This is a genomic window from Acinetobacter sp. yr461 (assembly GCF_900110445.1).
Classification (GTDB): Bacteria; Pseudomonadota; Gammaproteobacteria; order Pseudomonadales; family Moraxellaceae; genus Acinetobacter; species Acinetobacter calcoaceticus.
Window position 1 is genome coordinate 25974 of record NZ_FODU01000010.1, and the last position, 18192, is coordinate 44165.

Sequence of the window (18192 nt, forward strand, 5' to 3'; positions counted from 1 at the left end):
AGTTTAGTCCCAAACTGGTGCCCATGGCTCTGGGCTAACTTCACGACTGTTACGATCAAGTTCTGCAATCAGTTGCATTTCAGCTGAAGTTAACTCGATATCCTGTGCTTTTAAGTTGCTCATCAGGTTTTCACGTTTAGTCGAAGAAGGAATGACTGCAAAATCACGTTGCAATGCCCATGCAAGTGCAATTTGCGCTGTTGTTGCTTGATGTGCTGCTGCAATTTCAGCTAAAACAGGGTCTTGAAGCACTTTGCCGTACGCAAGCGTCATATATGAAGTGACATCAATATTTTTCTCTTGTAAGAAGTTCACAAGTTTGTGGTTTTGAAGATAAGGGCTTAGCTCAATCTGATTAGTTGCAATATGCTCAGCTCCAATTGTATCAATTGCTTGTTGGGTAAGCGCAATATTGAAATTTGAGATACCAATTTGTTTGGTTAAGCCTTGTTGTTTTGCCTCAAGTAAAAGCTGCATGATTTCAGGAATCGAAACACCTAAGTCTGGTGCTGGCCAGTGAATCAAAGTTAAATCGACATGGTCAGTACGAAGCTTTTGTAAGCTTTCTTTTAAGCTTGGAATAAATTTATCTTGAGGAAAATTATCTACCCAGATTTTTGTGGTTAAAAATAAATCCTGACGTGATATGCCGCTTTCGGCAATGGCTTGACCAATCGCTGCTTCATTGTCATAAATTTGAGCAGTATCAATTGCACGGTAACCTACATCTAAAGCATTTTTAACCGAATCAATCACCGCTTGCTCTTTTAGACGGAAAGTTCCTAGACCAAAACGTGGGATATTCATGTGTTCACCTGAATTTAAATAATTGTTTAACTTGAGGTGCATTTTGCTCGGATTATTGTTGCGAAAAAATAGATGAATAAGCAAAATATCTTTGATGATTAGTCAATAATAGAATAAGCCATGAAATCAACAATTGAAGAACTTGTTGCCTTTATCACAATTATTGATACAGGCTCATTTGTAGCTGCCGCAGAACATTTAAAACAAACGCCTTCAGGGGTAAGCCGTTCTTTAACACGCTTAGAGACTAAGTTAGATGTAACCTTGTTAGAGCGAACGACACGTAAGTTGAAATTGACTCAAGAAGGGCAACAGTTTCTGGTAAAGGCTCGTAAAATCTTAAATGAGCTTAATGCAGCTGAAGAAGAACTACAAAAATCTGATCAGGGCACGGCAGGACTCATTCGTATTGATTCGGCTACTCCGTTTGTTTTACACGTGATTGCACCATTAATGCATAAGTTTCGTGAGTGCTATCCAGATATTGAAATTGAGTTAAATAGCAATGATCAGGTGATTGACTTGTTACAACATAAAACGGATGTGGCATTTCGATTTGGGGAGCTTAATGATTCGAGTCTTCATGCCAAACTAGTTTGTAAAAGTCGCTTATTTATTGTGGCGAGCCCGGAATATTTGGCGATTAAGGGCACTCCAACACAACCAGAAGAACTCGAACAACATGATCTGATTGGTTTTACCAGACCTGCCTATATTAATAGCTGGCCGATTAAAGTAGGTGATGAATATTTTTTCGCACAAGCAAACATTAAAGCTTCCAGTGGAGAGACGGTACGTCAACTCGCCATTAGAGGGCATGGTATTGCACGGCTATCTGAATTTGAAGTTTGGAAAGATATTGAAGAAGGGCGATTGATTGCATTATTTGAAGATCAAATTGAACATCAATATCAAAGCATCCATGCTGTTTATTATCAACAAGAGCATCTACCAAAACGAATCCGTTTATTCATTGAGTTTTTGGCAGAACAGTTAAAAGATGGTTTTAAAAACGCTCTCTAAAAGTAGCATAGCCATCAGTTGGAAAATGAACCTCTAGAAGTGGAGTGGTTTGTCCTTCTGATGAATGCTGGGCCAGAAAATAGCTTTTTTGCTGTTGGCGGCAACTAAAATATAATTTGGAATAAACTGAGTTCACCATCACAACTTCATTTGAGCTATTACGTTTATATTGATAATGAGAAATCGTACCGGCCTCATCATCAGTGCGCTGCTCCAATTTGTAGTCTTGTTGATTCGTCATTTTTAAATAACCCTCAACCAGACTTTGGCAAACCGTATGTCTGTACTGTTCGTTTTTTTGTTGAGGTTGGCAACCTGCTAAAACAATAGTAAATAACAATATAGCGTTTAATTTCATGATCTTGCTACTCTTTGAGTTGATTTCTATAGCGTAAAGGTGTTCTATAAACCAGTACAGATACAGAAATTTTTAAAAAAGCAGCACAGAATGACTTTCCAATATCAGGTTCTTGCCAATCAATTAGCACATCGTATTTATCAAGATGAGCTCAAGCCCCATCAGAAGCTGATTTCTTTACGAGATTTTGCTCGTCAGCACACTATTAGCTTAAGCACGGCAAAAAGTTGTTATGAGTTACTTGAGGCAAGGGGACTGATTTATGTAAAGCCAAAATCAGGTTACTTTGTGGTTGCTCGTGCCCAATCTAGCCCTATTCCTGATAGCCCCGATTTTTTGTCTTTACCTCGGCAGGTCTCAAATCTAGAGCTGCATAACCAAATTCAAGAAGCTGCCTTACAGAGCCATCTCGTACCGTTGGGTTCGATTCAATTGACTCCTCATTTTATTCCGGTAGAAGGCTTACGTCGTTCTATTCAACGGGCTTTAAAAAATTGTCAGCCACAAGACTTTCTCTACTGTAATAAACAAGGACATGAGCAATTAAGAAAAGCGCTTTCTGATCATTGGCGTGAAGATGGCATTTTTATCGCAGCAGAAGATATTTTCATTACCAATGGTTGCATCCCCGCTTTGTCGTTAGTCATTCAGCATCTAACAGAGGTAGGGGATAGTATTTTGATCCCGACGCCTACTTTCAATGGGCAACTACAGCTTTTAGCCAGTTTAAAACGGCAGATTATTGAAATTCCTGCGCATCATCGTGGCATTGATCTTGAGCGTTTAGAGTCATTAATGCAGCAGGGTTTGGCAAAGGTTTGCCTGATGACAGCCAACTATCAAAATCCTTTAGGTTATTGTTTAAGTAATACAGAAAAACAAAAGATTGCCGAATTAGCTGCAAAATATCAGTGCTTTATTATTGAAGACGATATTTTTGGTGAATGTGGTTACAGTAATGAACGCCCGCTACCGATTCGCTATTGGGACCGTGAAGGTTATGTCATTTGGTGTGGGTCGGTTTCTAAGTCACTGTCGAGCGCGTATCGGGTAGGGTGGTTTTGTCTAAGTGCAAAGCTACAGCATTTAAGACTTGAGCTGCTGGCAAGCAATATTGGAGTAAATACACCGCTACAATTAGGTCTGGCAGATTTTATTTATAGTCGTGGTTACCGAGAGCATTTAGAGCAGCTACGGCCAAATCTGATGCGGCAAGTTGAGCAATACCGCAGCTGTATTTTAAGAGCCTTTGAGGACATTCCAATCGCATTGAGTCAGCCAGAAGGAGGCTATGCACTTTGGATACAGTTACCAAAGAATGTAGATACCTTAGCGCTGTATTACACTGCGAAAGCTCAAGGAATTACGGTGGTTCCCGGTCATGTTTTTGGTGAGGATGAACGATATCGACATTTCATTCGTTTAAATGCGGGTCATGAATTAACAGCAGATGTCCGCCAAGCAATTAGTGACTTGGCGGAATGGTCGCGACAGCAGATGAAAACAGTAAATTAGTTTTATTCTGCAAAGTCTGCTTTAAGCACAATTCGATAACGTGCCTGACCTGAGTGTAAACGTTCAATTGCTTCATTAAGCTGTGACATTGGAAACAGCTCAATTTGAGGTGCAATTTTTTTGCGTGCAGCAAACTTTAAAAGTTGACGCAGTGCAGCAGGTGAACCTGTAGGTGAGCCTGTCACTGACTTGGCACCGTCAATAAGCGATCCGACAGAAACTGGAACAGGTTCAAGGGTAAGTCCCAAGAAATGCAAAGAACCGTTTGGTGCCAGTGTCGAAATAAAAGCGCGCCAATTTAGAGTCACATTCACGGTACTGAGCAATAAATCAAATTTACCTTTTTGTGCTTTTACTGCGTCTGTGTCACGGCTATTCACCACATGATCGGCGCCCATTGCTTTGAGCTCTTCCGTTTTATCAGGATTGGAACTAAATGCTGTGATTTCACAGCCCCAAGCTTTAAGTAGCTTAATGGCCATATGACCTAAACCGCCAATCCCAATCACACCGACATGATGTGTTGCCTGAATTTTGTGTTTGAGTAGCGGATCAAAAACGGTAATTCCGCCACAAAGTAAAGGACCTGCGCTTTCTGGGTCTAAATCATCGGGGAGGGGAATAATCCACTGCCAACCTGCACGTACTTTATCGGCAAAACCACCGGCATGCCCCACGATTGTTGCTACATTTTCACCCGTACAAAGGACTTGCTGACCACCAATACATTCATCACATGCTTGGCAGCTCTCCGCTGTCCAGCCAATACCCACACGTTGTCCAATTTGTAAACCTTTGGCTTCTGAGCCTAAAGCAACAATTCGTCCAATAATTTCATGCCCTGCAACGACAGGATACACAGTTGAACGCCATTCATTGTTCAAAACAGAAATATCAGAATGGCATAAACCACAGTACTCAACTTTTACTTCAACCTGATGCGGTTGCAATTCACCTGCATCAAATTGGTAAGGAACCAGTTTTTCACCTGCCTGCATAGCGGCATAAGCTTGAATTATATTATTGCTCATCGGAAACTCCTTAAGCGGATTTGAACCGTTATGGTGGGTTATGAAGCTTTAAATTGACAATTGTTTTCATGATCATTGACCATGCCCACTGCTTGCATAAAAGCATAACAGGTGGTTGGGCCAACGAATTTGAAGCCATTCTTTTTGAGTGTTTTGGAAAGTTTTACGCTGAGTTCGGTTTGTGCTGGTGCCTGACGATAATCTACAACATCGTTTTGTTGTGGGGCTGCATCTACAAATTGCCAAAGCCATGTAGTGACATCACCGACTTGTGCTTTGAGTGCTTGCCAAGCAATTGCATTATCACGAATTGCTTTAAGTTTGCCTAAGTGGCGAATTAAACCCGCATCGGATAATTTTAGTTCTAAAAAGTCATCTGTGAATGAGGCAATGTCTGAAATAGAATGTTGAAAAAAGTGTTGACGGTAACTCTCTCTTTTTTTCAGTACGGTAATCCAAGATAAGCCAGCTTGCTGACCTTCCAGACAAAGCATTTCAAATAATCGTGCTTCATCATGTTCTGGTTTACCCCATTCTTCATCATGATAGGCAATATAGAGGGGATCATTGGAACACCATCCGCAGCGTTGAGTTTTCATGATGATGCTCCTTATATTTATCTTAGAATTTTAAAGTTTAAATAACACCCATTCATTTGGGCGAGTATCCCAATAATACAGTTCAGCTTGAGTTAAGTCTTCAAACTTTAGCCAAAAGTCTTTGCCCACTTTATCTGAAAAACCGGTACTGATTAGCAGGGCATCGTCGCTGATTTCCATGATCCAGCCTTGATAGCTATTGCCATTTAAAATGATCTTTTGCTGATTGCCTGACTCGGCAAACTCTACTAAGCGATTGATCAGCGCTTCCGACATACAATGTTCCTAGCGTAAATAAGAATAAGGATTAACAGCACCACGTCCTTTACCATCTAGATAAAGACCATAATGCAAATGAGGTGAAGTATAACGTGCATTGCCCGTGTTGCCGACATAGCCGATCAGATCACCTTTTTTGACATAGTCACCGACATTTAGTCCACGTTTGTGACCATCAAGATGAGCATAATAATGCCATGTTCCTGCTGGACCTAAAATCCAGATGACTTTACCCCCGAGATTATTATTGCGCAGATCTGCCACAAGTCCTTCGGTTGCACTGTACACTTTGGTTCCACGTGGAGCCAAAATATCAATTCCTTCATGACTACGGCCCTGACTGCGTGCAGCTCCCCACGTATCTTTTAACTCATCTCGGTCGACACCTTTCACAGGCACAGGAAGTCGATTTGCGAGTTGCATATTTTTAAGCTTGCTGACTTGAGCTGGTGGGAGTAGGGCTGGTTTTTTAGGTGCACTGGCACAGGCAGCCAATAGAAGAATTAAAAAACCAAGTGAGAAATGAGAAACAAAACGTCGCACAAAATACTCCCTGTCACTGCCATATCAAAATTATTTTACTCAATATGTCATGAACGGCTTGTCGAGATCAATTTTTTCATTGCTGTTGGAACGCCCTTAGCAACAGCTTGTTCTGGACTAAGCCATTGTCCTTCGAGTTCAATTGCCAGATGTTCTTTTTGATCAGGTTCCACGTGGAACGTGTGAGCATTAAGTAGCCATGTGAAATGAGTGAAACTATGACTGATCTGAAAGGTTTGCGTTTGAGGTTGCAATTTAAATTGCTGACTTAAGCTAAGACGTTCGTGTTCAATTTCTAAAATGGGTAAACAAAATAAACCGCCCCATAAACCATGAGATTGTCGTTGTTGCCAGAACCATTCATCTTCACACTGGATGATAAGAACATCTGCTGTTCTAACGGGTGGTGTTTTTTTAGGTTTTTTAAATGGGAGTTCTTGTTCTAGGCCTTGTTGGTAAGCTTGGCAGTGGGCTTGCATTGGACAATATAAACAAAGAGGTTTTTTAGGCGTACAAATGGTCGCACCTAGGTCCATAATTGCTTGAGTGTAGTCATGGTTACGCTGGGTTGGACAAAGCGCTTCAGCTAGTTTCCACATTTCACGTTCATGTTGGGGTTTACTTAAATCATCCTCAATAGCAAAGAAACGGGCTAAGACACGTTTCACGTTGCCATCCATAATGACGCCATACTGACGTAACCCCAAAGACATGAGCGCACCTGCGGTAGAGCGGCCAATGCCGGGTAGTGCAATCCATTCTTCTAACGTTTCAGGAAACTTACCCTGCTGAGTTACAAGACCCGCGGCCTTGTGCAAATTGCGGGCACGGGCGTAATAACCGAGACCTGCCCAATAAGGTGCTACATCATCCCAAGTTGCATGACCTAATGTCTCTACGGTTGGGAAGCGCTCCATAAAGCGGTCGAAATATTGCAGAACTGTTTTAACTTGAGTCTGCTGCAACATAATTTCAGAAACCCAAACTTTGTATGGATCATCTGGGACTTGCCACGGCAAATCATGACGACCATGTTGATCGAACCAGTTTAAGAGGGCATCAGAAAAAGAAAAGTCGGGCATGAACAGCTAAAGATGAAAAGTAAGAGTTAAATTATAGCTGAAATTTGTGGGGAAATTTTGTTTAAAGCAGGCGAAGCACAAGTGTAGGTTAAAACAGAGATGACCTTAAAAAGCGTGATCTCTGTTTCAATAATAAAAAGGATTAATCCTTTTGTACGCCCCAACGCTGATCAAGTTTCAATGGTTGGTTTTTGTAGTACGGAATGACATGAATGTGGAAATGATCTGAATTTTGTCCGAACACTTCACCATCATTGAAGCTAATATGGAAACCGTCTGGTTGATGGCGAAGCTGCGTTTCGTGGCGTGCAATTTCAAGAAGTGTAAGCAAGCCTTGATGCTCTTTAGAAGTGATGTCAAAAAAAGAACGAACATGGCGTAGTGGTGTTACCACACAGTGGCCTTTAGACAACGGATTAGAATCAGGTAAAATTACAGCAAATTCATTCTTATCAATGATGTCATATTCATCAAATTCGCAATACGGACATTTCTTGTCAGTCATTGTTGTATCCTCTCATGTTATTCCATTAAACCCCGAGTGCGGGAAATAAGACTAGGCTTTGCTCTAGCTCAACGGGAGTATATTTATTGAAGTATGGTTTAAAAAATACAGTAAAAATATTGCAAAGTCATAAACATTTAAGGGAGCAAATGCAAATAAACAATTTGCTCCAAATTCGCTTCTTTTATTTTAAAGTACGTTCTAATAAAGCGTACATTTTAGCAAGGCCTTGTTTTTCCGCTTCGCTATTGTAGCCAAGGTCTACACCGTTCGCTTTAGCTCTTTCATCTGCAAGCGGGTTACTAAAGCCATGTTTAGCACCTTCTAAAACCACTACCTCATGTTTCACCTCAGCAGCTTGCATCTCTTTTTCAAAATTAGCAACATCTTCTAAGGTGACCATACTGTCTAATTCACCATGAAGAACTAAAATTTCACCTTGAATGTTGCCTTTTTGAGCAGGTGCCTTAGGTGTTAGCGTACCATGGAAGGTTGCAACTGCTTTTAGGGGAGCACCTGAGCGAGCAAGGTCCAATACCACTTTCCCGCCATAACAAAAGCCAACAACTGCAAGTTTTTCACCGTTTACTTCTGGTTGGGCTGCAAGAGTTTGAAGTCCAGCATTTGCACGAGTAGTGACGGTGTCTAATTCTTCAAATGTCTGCATCATCCATTCATAGGCTTGAGCTGCAGTAGTTGTGACTTTTTTATCACCGTACATGTCAATTGCAAGCGCAGCATAACCATGTTCAGCAAGCTCACGCGCACGTTGTTCGGTATATTCGTTACGTCCCCACCATTCAGGAGCAACAATCACACCCGCAACAGGTGTTTCACTATCTGGAGCAGCAAAGTAACCAATTAAATGGCTGCCATCTGGTGCAGTATATTGAATTTCACGGGTTTTAATTGCTGTACTCATAACCTTAATCCTGAAATTTAAAGAGATTTAAACACGCTTGATTAAAGCATAAAAAAATAAAGTAATATAAATAACTATGTAAGAATCTACATCAAAAGAAAAAGTTAGAAAGTTTATTGCAATAAAAAAAGAAGGAAACTGGTTCCTTCTTTTTTATATATGGTCATGATTAAATTAAGTCCTGCCTCGCGAAATGAACCCAATTACAGCAAGAATTACAGCTATAACTAATAAAATCACGGCAAAGTCTTTAGATAACCCTGCAACACCACCAAACCCTAATAGACTGGCTATGAGTGCAATCACTGCAAAAATTATTGCCCAACGGAACATATGCTGTCCTCCTACTTATTTTTCATTGTCCTTTAACTATATAGGGTGTTTTTTACACTGAATGTGTCGTTTATGTGGTTGAAATGTATATTAAACAATCATTTTGTGATGCTAAAAATAAAGCTTCTTTTCTTAAGATAGGGCACTTCAATGTTATACTGATGCATTGCTTTATCTGTTCAGCCGTTGAAAACTTATGTCTACCGAGACCTCACTTCGTCCATTGTTTTGGAAAAACTATCCGCTAGAGCAACTGACTCAAATTGAGTGGGAAGCTTTGTGTGATGGGTGTGGTTTGTGCTGTCTGGTAAAGCTAGAAGATGAAGATACGCATGAAGTCGCGTACACCAAAGTGGCTTGCAAGCTGCTCGATTGCAGTACGGGTCGTTGCTCGGACTATTCTAATCGTCAGCAACAAGTGCCTGACTGCTTACAATTAACGGTAGAGTCTTTAAAAACAATTCACTGGTTGCCATCAAGCTGTGCTTATAAACGTTTGAATGAAGGTAAAAATTTACCCTCTTGGCACTATTTAAATACGGGTTCTCGACAAAGCGTGATGAATGCGAAAAAGTCGGTTGCAGGACGTTGTATTTCTGAAGTTGATGTCCATGAAGATGATCTTGAAGATTATGTTGTACGTTGGGTACGTTAAACAGATCTGCATAAGCATTTTTAATTACAGCGTATAATAACGTAACACTTTTAGCGTAAATTTTTTGCTCATCTCCGTTATATAACAATAAAGACAAAAGGAGATAAAAATGATGAGACGACTAGCAGCCCCCTTATTATGTAGTAGCTTTTTTTTCTTAATGGCTTGTGGCTCTAATAATACCAATTCAAAAAACCTTGAAAAAACAACCTCTGCTAAAACAGAACAGTCTAATTCAGTCAAACAATCTTATCAGGTTGAAACTGTTGCACATTTTGATGAACCTTGGGCAATAACAAGTTTGCCAGATCAGCGTTTGTTAGTGACGGAGCGCCAAGGTAAATTAAAAATTTTTAATCCTAAAAATAAACAAATGCTGGATGTTTCAGGAATACCTACAGTGAGTTATGGCGGGCAAGGCGGTTTAGGTGATGTAGCTTTACATCCGAACTTTGCGAAGAATCACTGGATTTACCTAAGTTATGCAATAAAAGGGCAAGGTGGGTATGGAGCAGTCATTTCACGTGCGAAATTAGATTTATCCAACCCCAATCAACCAAAACTTACAGATGTGAAGCAGATTTGGCAGCAAGTACCCAAAGTTTCAGGTCAAGGCCATTATGGGCATCGCATGGTTTTCGGGGCCGATGGAAAACTTTGGGTGAGTTCAGGTGAACGACAAAAGTTTGACCCTGCCCAAGACATGAAAAGTAACTTGGGTAAAATCTTGCGTTTAAATGATGACGGCTCCGCATCTGTAGGTAACCCTTTTTATCAGCAAGGCGGGGTAACTGCTGAAATATGGTCGCTTGGACACCGTAATCCGTTAGGCATGGCATTTGACCCTCAAGGGCAACTATGGGTGGTTGAAATGGGCCCGAAAGGTGGTGATGAGCTTAATATCATCACAAAAGGTGAAAATTATGGTTATCCAGTCGTTTCAAATGGAGACCATTATTCAGGTCTGCCAATTCCAGATCATCACACTCGTCCAGAATTTAAAGCACCTGAAATTGACTGGACTCCTGTAATCTCTCCATCGAGCTTGATCATTTATCGCGGACAACAATTTTCTGCATGGCAAAATAAGGCTTTAATTGGAGGGTTATCTTCCGAAGCGATTATTGTTGTGGATTTACAGCATAAACCTGTGAAAGAAGTGCAAAGACTAGATATGAAGCAACGTATTCGTGGTTTGCATGAAGCACAAGATGGTTCGATTTGGATCATTGAAGATGGTTCAAAGGCGCGCTTACTTAAGCTGACTAAGAAAGCATCTTAAGGCGATAAAACCGCCTGTAAATAAAGGCCGTGTCTCATAGATTAAAATTGTAGATTTCTGTGAGACACAATAGACTATAGATAAAAGACGATAAAGCTATTTGAAATGTCAGACACCCATATTCCACTTCCCGAACGCCTACGCCCGAGAGACTTGTCTGAAATTATTGGGCAAGATCATTTATTAGGTGAGAATGCACCACTGCGTCAAATGATTGATCAGGGTCATTTACCTTCTATTATTTTTTGGGGACCACCGGGAGTTGGTAAAACCACAATTGCTTTGCTGTTAGCTCAGGCGATAGACCGCCCATTTGTGAGCTTATCTGCGCTGAATACGGGTGTAAAAGAATTACGTGAAGTCATTGCAGAAAGTGGTGATTTACTAACACCTGTGGTTTTTATTGATGAAATTCATCGTTTTAATAAATCGCAGCAAGATGCTTTATTGGGTGCCGTTGAAAAAGGTAAAATTACCTTAGTCGGAGCGACCACCGAAAACCCATCTTTTGAGGTCAACAGTGCGCTTTTATCACGTTGTCAGGTTTATACCTTAAACAGTCTAGACAGTGAGGCGATCCAGACTCTTATTAACAATGCACTTCAAGCCGATAAATTTTTAAAAGAACGCTATATTCATATTGAAGAATACGATGCTCTCATTCAATTCGCTGCTGGTGATGCCCGTAAAGCGCTTAATTTACTTGACCTGATTGCCAGTACATTTGAACCAGAGATTGAAAACACGATTACTAATGCGGTTGTGGTGAAAGTAGCGCAGCAAAATATTGCACGTTATGACAAATCTGGCGAGCAGCATTATGATTTAGTTTCTGCATTCATTAAATCGATTCGTGGCAGTGATCCAGATGCAACCCTGTATTGGATGGCACGTATGCTCAAAGGCGGAGAAGATCCGGTTTTTATCGCAAGACGTATGCTCATTGCAGCCTCTGAAGACATTGGAAACTCTAACCCAAATGCATTATTACTTGCAGGTGAATGCTTCCGTTCTGTCCAAGCTGTTGGTATGCCTGAGGCTCGAATTATTCTGGGCCAAACGGCGGTTTATTTAGCAACAAGTGCAAAAAGTAATAGTACCTATTTAGCGATTAATAAGGCCTTGGAACTTGCTGATAAAACTGCAAATTTACCTGTGCCTTTACATTTAAGAAATGCGCCGACCAAGCTTATGAAACAGCAAGGCTATGGAATTAATTATCTCTATCCTCACGATTACCCAGAGCACTTTGTGCTGCAAGACTATTTGCCGCCTGAGTTAAAGGGAACCAAACTCTACGAGTCTGCGAGAAACAAGCGTGAAGTTGAAGGTGAGCGCTTGCAACAACGTAGATGGCAGCAAGAACAGTAATAACCTATTCGTTGCATCAAGCTATACCTAACGATGATCATGCTGTTCCAGCTCTTCAGTCACCTGACCATAAATCAGTAGCGTGAACACGCCTGTACCACCAATAATATTGCCAATGGTGGTTGGGACTAGAAAAGTAAACAGATATTCATTAATGGAAGCCTCTCCTTGCCAGACGAGATAGGACATTTCGGTAGAGCCAACTACTACATGGGTAAAGTCACCTAGTCCTATCAGATAAGTCATGAAAAAGATGAGCAGAAATTTATTACTGACTGAAGGTAACATCCAGACCAATGCTGCAATTAACAGCCCAGACATAATACCTTTGAGCATATTCTGGGTCGCAGAAAAGGAAGCAACATGATGGGCTAGCTCATCGAGTGCTTGGTCAATACCGGGAGTAAACAGGTGAGTAGTTAGGAAAAATAAACTCGCTAAACCTGTTCCAATTACATTGCATAGGATCACAATTCCCCATAAGCGGCCTACTGCTCGTAATTTATCGAAGGTAAAGGGCTTGAATAAAGGTACAACTGTGGTGATGGTATTCTCGGTAAAGAGTTGCATGTGACCCAAAATTGCGATCAGGAACCCAATGGTATAACCGATATTGGTGATTAAATCGGTCCATATCGCATCAGTCGGGAGATAAGAAGCAATAATCGCTTTAAATACAAATGAAAAACTGATGACCAAACCTGCCGCAACCCCTGAAAAGATCAGCGCAGCCGTCGGGCGATCCAGTTCCTCGGCACCATCACGACGGATAATTTCATAGACCAGACGGGGTGACAGCTTCTCATGTTCTTCAACCGCTATTTTTTCACGCCAACTTAAGGTTTGATCGACTTTTTCTTCCTCTATTTTATGATCCATCAGGGTTACTCCTCACTGAATAAATATTTTATATTTCTAATTTTTATTTATTGTTAAGGCAGTGTTCAGGATAAATCCAGTCTATTCCTAACAGCTTTGTGTGTCTTTTTATAACTTGAATGATACGGTGGCAGAAAAGAAGCAAAAATAATGCATGAATAAGAGCAATCAACCCAGATACAAAGGAAGATTGAGAGCACTTTGTGCTACAAGACGATTTGCCGCCTGAATTAAAGGGAAGCTATGAGTCTGCAAGAAATAAACATGAGGTGGAAAGTGGGCGCTTGCAGCAAATTATTCAGCCATACTAGCTAAAGGTGTAGGCTCTCAAGGTGCGAATAAGCGCCATGAGAAGCCTTGGAAATTACTGATTCAACTTCTGCCTGAGTCCAGCCTTGTTTTAAGGCTGAGCTGCTAAAGTTCGTTAATAACACCAAAGGATTTTCACCAAAATGGATTGGATGATTCATTAATCTCTTTTCAAGCTTAGATATTTCCATAGGTCTACCCTGGTTTTAAATTTAATTATTGTGAAGTGCTTAATGTTTTTTTAGATTTTAGTGTTTAAATTTAGGTTTGTGCAAGTGCTAATTTATTTTAATAGACAAATCTGTCTACATTATTTATTTTCTAAAGTACCTAATGTAAAAAAACCGGGCTAAGACCCGGTTTTTCATGAAGTTTGAACGATTAGAGAGCAGATAAATCTACGCCTAAACGAGCAGCAACTTCTTCATAAGCTTCAACAACACCGCCTAAACCTTGACGGAAACGGTCTTTGTCGAGTTTCTTCTTAGAGTCTTTATCCCATAGACGGCAACCGTCTGGAGAGAACTCATCACCAAGCACGATACGGTCATGGAAAACACCGAATTCAAGCTTGAAGTCCACCAAAATCATGTTGCCTTCAGCAAATAATGCTTTTAATACATCGTTTACTTGGTAAGTTAACACTTTCATTTGCTCTAATTGTTCAGCAGTCGCCCAACCTAAAGCAATCGCTTGAGATTCGTTAACCATTGGGTCGCCTAGACCGTCATCTTTATAGAACAATTCAAATGTAGGAGGAGTTAACTCTTTACCTTCTTCTACACCTAAACGACGGCATAGAGAACCAGCTGCGTAGTTACGAATTACACATTCAACAGGAATCATTTGAAGTTTTTTAACAAGCACTTCAGTTGGAGAAAGCAATTTTTCAAAATGCGTTTCAATACCCGCAGCAGCAAGTTTTTCCATAATGAAGGCGTTAAAAAGGTTGTTCACCTTGCCTTTACGATCTAGCTGTTCGATTTTTTCGCCGTTGAACGCAGAGGCATCATCACGAAAGACTAAAATCAGATGGTCGGCATTGTCTGTTTCATATACAGATTTTGCTTTACCAGTATAGAGCAAGGTTTGTTTTAACATGAGGGAACCTTTTTAAAAAAAATGCCTAGTAAACGACTAGGCTGGCCAATTTTGGTAAATCTGGTTTAACACTTCAGCAGCCACATCTGGGCTTGCAAAAGAGTTGTCTACATTAAATAGAGCAAGAGTATGACTTGAACCAACACCAGTGAGTTTAAGCACATAAGTATTGTCATTTACTTTAATCGTCGCCTGATTACTGCCTTGAGCGATGATGTTGTAATTTAAAGTGCTTAATGTTGCTTTGGTGTATTGCCAGATCTCGGTCGTATTCCCATCAATTTTTAACAATGGGTTTTTATTACCGTCGGTCACAAGCTGAGGGCGTCCAAGCGCAGTCGTCGTTTGAGCAGATGCATCTGCTGTTGCATTGCCATTCTGTGTTTGTTCCGGACGTGGCAATGCAAAACGGTTACCACGCTGGTTTTCAAACTTCGGCGCGTGCTCAATAGCGAGCTGGTCAACAGTTGGTGCAGGATACAAAGGTGTCGCTGGTCGTACAGTTGCATCTGCAGGATACTCAAGCGGGGCAAGTTGCTTGGCATTTTTATAATCTAAAGAATGATTATTAATTGCGAAGCGACCACAACCAACTAAACTTAAGGCTGAAACTGCAAGGACTAAACCAAGACGTAATTGCATCATAAATTGCTCTTATTAAATAATTCCCGCATCGTTTAGGGCATTGCGGAGAGGTTCGCGATATTGCTCAGCGAGAGGAGTGAGTGGTAAACGAATACCAGTATCAATCAGTCCCATCTCATGTAGTGCCCATTTCACAGGAATTGGGTTTGATTCGCAAAATAGAATATTGTGTAAATTTGCAATCTTATTGTTAATCGTCTTCGCTTGTTGTTCATCTTTGGCAATCGCAACAGCACATACTTCGCTCATGGCTTTAGGTGCAACATTTGCTGTAACAGAGATATTGCCGTCTGCACCAAGAAGCATAAGTTCCCATGCAGTTTCATCATCACCTGAATACACAGCCATCTTGCCGTCTAATGCGTCGATTAAAGCTTTACCACGAGGTACGTCACCTGTTGCGTCTTTAATACCGACAATATTAGGGATCTCTGCTAAACGTACAGCTGTATCGTTTGCAAGATCTACACCCGTACGGCCAGGTACGTTATAAAGAATAAGTGGTAATTCTACGGCTTCAGCAATCGCTTTATAGTGTTGGTAGAGGCCTTCTTGAGTTGGCTTATTATAATATGGCGTAACAAGTAAGGCTGCATCTGCGCCAAGATCTTTAGCAGCTTTAGTTAATTCGATTGCTTCACGGGTTGAGTTTGCACCAGTACCGGCAATAATTGGAATACGTTTATTGGCTACACGAATAATTTCTTTAATAACCTGTGTGTGCTCTTCCATGCTCAATGTTGAGGCTTCGCCGGTAGTACCGACGGCTACAATACTGTTTGTACCTTGTTCTATGTGCCACTCAACCAGCTTCTCAAGACCCTTCCAATCTACACCACCATCTTTCAACATTGGTGTGACGATTGCGACGATTGAGCCTTGAATGGTCTGTGCTTGCTGAGTCATTTTTAAAAATATCCTATTTATCCATCCGAATCTGAGGTAAGAAAAACAAAATGTGGGATGGTTGCAGTATTTTGATTGTCCAGTTCTAACAATAACAGATTGTTGAATGACAATTATGCAAATTATGACTGATCAGACGCATAAGAACAATACGCCTAACGGATAATCGCTATGTAAACTTGAGGAAAAGATAGGATGCATTCGTATTGCAGGGGTGAGAAGGGTTCGTAAATATAACAATACAGCTTGATTCAACTGAGCCTTACTTAATATTGGCTTTTTTTATGGCAAGATAGAATGCAATTTTCCCTGTTGGGATTGAAGATGACATGAAAATGAATAAACAACCACAAAATGCGGCTTTAATCGTAGTTGATGTACAAAATGGCTTTACACCGGGTGGAAATTTAGCAGTTGCTGACGCCGATACAATTATTCCAACGATTAACCAACTTGCTGATTGTTTTGAAAATGTTGTTCTGACGCAAGATTGGCACCCAGATAATCATATATCTTTTGCACAAAATCATTCGGGCAAGCAGCCATTTGAAACCATTGAACTTGCCTATGGACCGCAGGTGCTTTGGCCTAAACATTGTGTACAAGGCACCAAAGATGCCGATTTCCATCCTGATTTAAATATTCCGAAAGCTCAACTCATTATTCGAAAAGGCTTTCATGCTCATATTGATAGCTACTCGGCTTTTATGGAAGCAGATCAGTCTACAATGACTGGTTTAACGGGTTACTTAAAAGAGCGTGGCATTGATACGGTGTATGTGGTTGGAATTGCGACCGACTTTTGTGTGGCATGGACTGCTTTAGATGCAATCAAACAAGGTTTTAAAACTTTAGTGGTTGAAGATGCTTGTAAAGGTATTGATTTAAATGGTTCGTTAGAACAGGCATGGCAAACCATGCAGCAACAAGGGGTTGTCCGTATTCAGTCTACAAATCTGTTGAGTGAGCGCTAAGTCTATTGCTCTAGTATTTTAATTTTTAGGGAACGAAAGTATGTCAGCATTACTGCGCTTTACCCAATTTATTCAAAAAACTTTTGCCCTATGGGTGATTGTTTTTGCAGCATTGGCGCTATGGCAGCCTGAATTTTTTGTCTGGCTAAAAGCTTATATTCCATGGATTCTGGGCATTATTATGCTTGGCATGGGAATGACCATGACCATAGACGACTTTAAAGGTGTGCTACAAAGTCCTAAAGCGGTGTTGATTGGGGTAGTGGCACAGTTTGTGGTCATGCCGGGTTTAGCATTTGTCTTATGTAAATTATTTCAGCTCCCTCCTGAAATCGCGGTTGGAGTCATTTTAGTGGGGTGTTGCCCGGGTGGAACGGCTTCGAATGTCATTACCTATATGGCTAAAGGCAATGTGGCTTTATCGGTGGCCTGCACTTCAGTTTCAACGCTTTTAGCTCCCGTGTTAACACCTGCTATTTTCTATCTGCTTGCCAGCCAATGGTTAAAAATTGATGCAGCTTCTATGTTCGTTTCAATTTTACAGGTAGTACTGCTTCCTATTGTCGTTGGTCTGATTTTAAGAACATGGCTCAAGCGACAGGTCGAGTCCTATATTCAAGTCATGCCGTTAGTTTCAGTGATTGCAATTGTAGCAATTGTGGCAGCCATTATTGGGGGCAGTAAAGCGGCTATTCTACAGTCGGGTTTACTCATTTTAGCCGTAGTGATCTTACATAATGGGCTTGGATATTTGTTAGGGTTTGCAGCAGCACGTTTCTTTAAATTACCGTATGCGGACAGTAAAGCAATTGCTGTTGAGGTAGGTATGCAAAACTCAGGTTTAGGTGTTGCTCTTGCAGCGGTACATTTTGCGGCTTCCCCGATTACAGCAGTGCCAAGTGCGATTTTCAGCCTTTGGCATAATATTTCTGGTCCTGCGCTTGCGACTTATTGGGCAAGTAAACACAAACAAGAATAACTGTAGAAAAACATTCATTAGAAAAGAAGACCAAACGAATCGTTTGGTCTTTTCATTTAAAACAAATTTTATGGGAGCTGAATTTAGAACTGGT

At 40.8% G+C, this 18192-nt stretch carries 21 protein-coding genes and 1 pseudogene; 7 read left to right on the forward strand and 15 right to left on the reverse strand.

Features of this window, described 5'->3' with window-relative positions; all coding sequences use genetic code 11:
• Positions 1-3 precede the first annotated feature (3 nt).
• Entirely contained in the window at positions 4-807 is an 804-nt protein-coding gene (dkgB, locus tag BMW38_RS13840; RefSeq protein ID WP_092709059.1) for a 2,5-didehydrogluconate reductase DkgB, read from the reverse strand.
• 120 nt (positions 808-927) lie between these two features.
• Here dkgB and BMW38_RS13845 point away from each other — a divergent pair, with 120 nt between their 5' ends.
• On the forward strand, positions 928-1830 hold the full coding sequence (locus BMW38_RS13845) for a LysR family transcriptional regulator (RefSeq protein WP_092709062.1): 903 nt from the start codon (positions 928-930) through the stop codon (positions 1828-1830).
• Here the strand turns inward: BMW38_RS13845 and BMW38_RS13850 are convergent.
• Complete coding sequence (locus tag BMW38_RS13850) at positions 1814-2188, reverse strand: hypothetical protein (RefSeq protein WP_092709065.1); 375 nt, start codon at positions 2186-2188, stop codon at positions 1814-1816. The genes BMW38_RS13845 and BMW38_RS13850 overlap by 17 nt on opposite strands.
• Before the next feature lie 90 nt (positions 2189-2278).
• Between BMW38_RS13850 and BMW38_RS13860 the strand changes: the two genes are divergently transcribed.
• Complete coding sequence (locus BMW38_RS13860; protein ID WP_092709069.1) at positions 2279-3703, forward strand: aminotransferase-like domain-containing protein; 1425 nt, start codon at positions 2279-2281, stop codon at positions 3701-3703.
• Positions 3704-3705: 2 nt separating this feature from the next.
• Here the strand turns inward: BMW38_RS13860 and BMW38_RS13865 are convergent, their stop codons facing one another.
• The 8 genes from BMW38_RS13865 to BMW38_RS13900 all read right to left on the reverse strand — a co-directional run bounded on the left by BMW38_RS13865 (position 3706) and on the right by BMW38_RS13900 (position 8997).
• Positions 3706-4734, reverse strand: a complete 1029-nt coding sequence (locus BMW38_RS13865; protein ID WP_092709074.1) for an NADPH-dependent aldehyde reductase Ahr — start codon at positions 4732-4734, stop codon at positions 3706-3708.
• A gap of 38 nt (positions 4735-4772) precedes the next feature.
• Positions 4773-5333, reverse strand: a complete 561-nt coding sequence (locus tag BMW38_RS13870) for a DNA-3-methyladenine glycosylase I (protein ID WP_092709077.1) — start codon at positions 5331-5333, stop codon at positions 4773-4775.
• 30 nt (positions 5334-5363) lie between these two features.
• On the reverse strand, positions 5364-5609 hold the full coding sequence (locus BMW38_RS13875) for a hypothetical protein (RefSeq protein ID WP_001287364.1): 246 nt from the start codon (positions 5607-5609) through the stop codon (positions 5364-5366).
• 9 nt (positions 5610-5618) lie between these two features.
• Positions 5619-6155: a M23 family metallopeptidase gene (locus BMW38_RS13880; protein ID WP_092709080.1), complete on the reverse strand. Its 537-nt coding sequence runs from the start codon at positions 6153-6155 to the stop codon at positions 5619-5621.
• A gap of 47 nt (positions 6156-6202) precedes the next feature.
• Entirely contained in the window at positions 6203-7237 is a 1035-nt protein-coding gene (mutY, locus tag BMW38_RS13885; RefSeq protein ID WP_092709083.1) for an A/G-specific adenine glycosylase, read from the reverse strand.
• Between the two features lie 142 nt (positions 7238-7379).
• Positions 7380-7742, reverse strand: a complete 363-nt coding sequence (locus BMW38_RS13890; RefSeq protein WP_005037836.1) for an HIT family protein — start codon at positions 7740-7742, stop codon at positions 7380-7382.
• Positions 7743-7926: 184 nt separating this feature from the next.
• Positions 7927-8664, reverse strand: a complete 738-nt coding sequence (locus tag BMW38_RS13895; protein ID WP_092709086.1) for a dienelactone hydrolase family protein — start codon at positions 8662-8664, stop codon at positions 7927-7929.
• Positions 8665-8838: 174 nt separating this feature from the next.
• Positions 8839-8997 (reverse strand): DUF1328 domain-containing protein, encoded by a 159-nt coding sequence (locus BMW38_RS13900; protein WP_000490267.1) that lies wholly within the window; start codon positions 8995-8997, stop codon positions 8839-8841.
• A gap of 196 nt (positions 8998-9193) precedes the next feature.
• Here BMW38_RS13900 and BMW38_RS13905 point away from each other — a divergent pair, with 196 nt between their 5' ends.
• The 3 genes from BMW38_RS13905 (at position 9194) to BMW38_RS13915 (ending at position 12305) form a co-directional block, all read left to right on the forward strand.
• Positions 9194-9652: a YcgN family cysteine cluster protein gene (locus BMW38_RS13905; RefSeq protein WP_092709089.1), complete on the forward strand. Its 459-nt coding sequence runs from the start codon at positions 9194-9196 to the stop codon at positions 9650-9652.
• A gap of 109 nt (positions 9653-9761) precedes the next feature.
• Entirely contained in the window at positions 9762-10934 is a 1173-nt protein-coding gene (locus tag BMW38_RS13910; RefSeq protein ID WP_213031167.1) for a PQQ-dependent sugar dehydrogenase, read from the forward strand.
• Between the two features lie 105 nt (positions 10935-11039).
• Positions 11040-12305: a replication-associated recombination protein A gene (locus tag BMW38_RS13915; protein WP_003654262.1), complete on the forward strand. Its 1266-nt coding sequence runs from the start codon at positions 11040-11042 to the stop codon at positions 12303-12305.
• A gap of 27 nt (positions 12306-12332) precedes the next feature.
• Here the strand turns inward: BMW38_RS13915 and BMW38_RS13920 are convergent, their stop codons facing one another.
• From BMW38_RS13920 to dapA, 5 genes and pseudogenes are all read right to left on the reverse strand, one after another.
• Complete coding sequence (locus BMW38_RS13920) at positions 12333-13184, reverse strand: formate/nitrite transporter family protein (protein ID WP_092709092.1); 852 nt, start codon at positions 13182-13184, stop codon at positions 12333-12335.
• Between the two features lie 307 nt (positions 13185-13491).
• A pseudogene (locus tag BMW38_RS13925) lies at positions 13492-13684 on the reverse strand (hypothetical protein).
• Between the two features lie 190 nt (positions 13685-13874).
• Positions 13875-14594 carry a phosphoribosylaminoimidazolesuccinocarboxamide synthase gene (gene purC, locus BMW38_RS13930; RefSeq protein ID WP_004790203.1) on the reverse strand — a complete coding sequence of 240 codons (720 nt, stop codon included), beginning with the start codon at positions 14592-14594 and terminating at the stop codon, positions 13875-13877.
• Positions 14595-14630: 36 nt separating this feature from the next.
• Positions 14631-15236 (reverse strand): lipoprotein-34 precursor (NlpB), encoded by a 606-nt coding sequence (locus BMW38_RS13935; RefSeq protein WP_092709222.1) that lies wholly within the window; start codon positions 15234-15236, stop codon positions 14631-14633.
• Between the two features lie 15 nt (positions 15237-15251).
• Positions 15252-16145: a 4-hydroxy-tetrahydrodipicolinate synthase gene (dapA, locus tag BMW38_RS13940; protein WP_005037855.1), complete on the reverse strand. Its 894-nt coding sequence runs from the start codon at positions 16143-16145 to the stop codon at positions 15252-15254.
• Positions 16146-16474: 329 nt separating this feature from the next.
• Between dapA and pncA the strand changes: the two genes are divergently transcribed.
• On the forward strand, positions 16475-17119 hold the full coding sequence (pncA, locus tag BMW38_RS13945; protein ID WP_092709095.1) for a bifunctional nicotinamidase/pyrazinamidase: 645 nt from the start codon (positions 16475-16477) through the stop codon (positions 17117-17119).
• Between the two features lie 40 nt (positions 17120-17159).
• Positions 17160-18098 (forward strand): bile acid:sodium symporter family protein, encoded by a 939-nt coding sequence (locus BMW38_RS13950; RefSeq protein ID WP_092709098.1) that lies wholly within the window; start codon positions 17160-17162, stop codon positions 18096-18098.
• The last annotated feature ends 94 nt before the right edge of the window (positions 18099-18192 follow it).

What these genes read in the sequence shown, in the direction of transcription:
- dkgB (WP_092709059.1), bottom strand. Translation starts at nt 807, where the DNA reads ATGAATATCCCACGTTTTGGTCTAGGAACTTTCCGTCTAAAAGAGCAA.
- BMW38_RS13845 (WP_092709062.1), top strand. Translation starts at nt 928, where the DNA reads ATGAAATCAACAATTGAAGAACTTGTTGCCTTTATCACAATTATTGAT.
- BMW38_RS13850 (WP_092709065.1), bottom strand. Translation starts at nt 2,188, where the DNA reads ATGAAATTAAACGCTATATTGTTATTTACTATTGTTTTAGCAGGTTGC.
- BMW38_RS13860 (WP_092709069.1), top strand. Translation starts at nt 2,279, where the DNA reads ATGACTTTCCAATATCAGGTTCTTGCCAATCAATTAGCACATCGTATT.
- BMW38_RS13865 (WP_092709074.1), bottom strand. Translation starts at nt 4,734, where the DNA reads ATGAGCAATAATATAATTCAAGCTTATGCCGCTATGCAGGCAGGTGAA.
- BMW38_RS13870 (WP_092709077.1), bottom strand. Translation starts at nt 5,333, where the DNA reads ATGAAAACTCAACGCTGCGGATGGTGTTCCAATGATCCCCTCTATATT.
- BMW38_RS13875 (WP_001287364.1), bottom strand. Translation starts at nt 5,609, where the DNA reads ATGTCGGAAGCGCTGATCAATCGCTTAGTAGAGTTTGCCGAGTCAGGC.
- mutY (WP_092709083.1), bottom strand. Translation starts at nt 7,237, where the DNA reads ATGCCCGACTTTTCTTTTTCTGATGCCCTCTTAAACTGGTTCGATCAA.
- BMW38_RS13890 (WP_005037836.1), bottom strand. Translation starts at nt 7,742, where the DNA reads ATGACTGACAAGAAATGTCCGTATTGCGAATTTGATGAATATGACATC.
- BMW38_RS13895 (WP_092709086.1), bottom strand. Translation starts at nt 8,664, where the DNA reads ATGAGTACAGCAATTAAAACCCGTGAAATTCAATATACTGCACCAGAT.
- BMW38_RS13900 (WP_000490267.1), bottom strand. Translation starts at nt 8,997, where the DNA reads ATGTTCCGTTGGGCAATAATTTTTGCAGTGATTGCACTCATAGCCAGT.
- BMW38_RS13905 (WP_092709089.1), top strand. Translation starts at nt 9,194, where the DNA reads ATGTCTACCGAGACCTCACTTCGTCCATTGTTTTGGAAAAACTATCCG.
- BMW38_RS13910 (WP_213031167.1), top strand. Translation starts at nt 9,762, where the DNA reads ATGATGAGACGACTAGCAGCCCCCTTATTATGTAGTAGCTTTTTTTTC.
- BMW38_RS13915 (WP_003654262.1), top strand. Translation starts at nt 11,040, where the DNA reads ATGTCAGACACCCATATTCCACTTCCCGAACGCCTACGCCCGAGAGAC.
- BMW38_RS13920 (WP_092709092.1), bottom strand. Translation starts at nt 13,184, where the DNA reads ATGGATCATAAAATAGAGGAAGAAAAAGTCGATCAAACCTTAAGTTGG.
- purC (WP_004790203.1), bottom strand. Translation starts at nt 14,594, where the DNA reads ATGTTAAAACAAACCTTGCTCTATACTGGTAAAGCAAAATCTGTATAT.
- BMW38_RS13935 (WP_092709222.1), bottom strand. Translation starts at nt 15,236, where the DNA reads ATGCAATTACGTCTTGGTTTAGTCCTTGCAGTTTCAGCCTTAAGTTTA.
- dapA (WP_005037855.1), bottom strand. Translation starts at nt 16,145, where the DNA reads ATGACTCAGCAAGCACAGACCATTCAAGGCTCAATCGTCGCAATCGTC.
- pncA (WP_092709095.1), top strand. Translation starts at nt 16,475, where the DNA reads ATGAAAATGAATAAACAACCACAAAATGCGGCTTTAATCGTAGTTGAT.
- BMW38_RS13950 (WP_092709098.1), top strand. Translation starts at nt 17,160, where the DNA reads ATGTCAGCATTACTGCGCTTTACCCAATTTATTCAAAAAACTTTTGCC.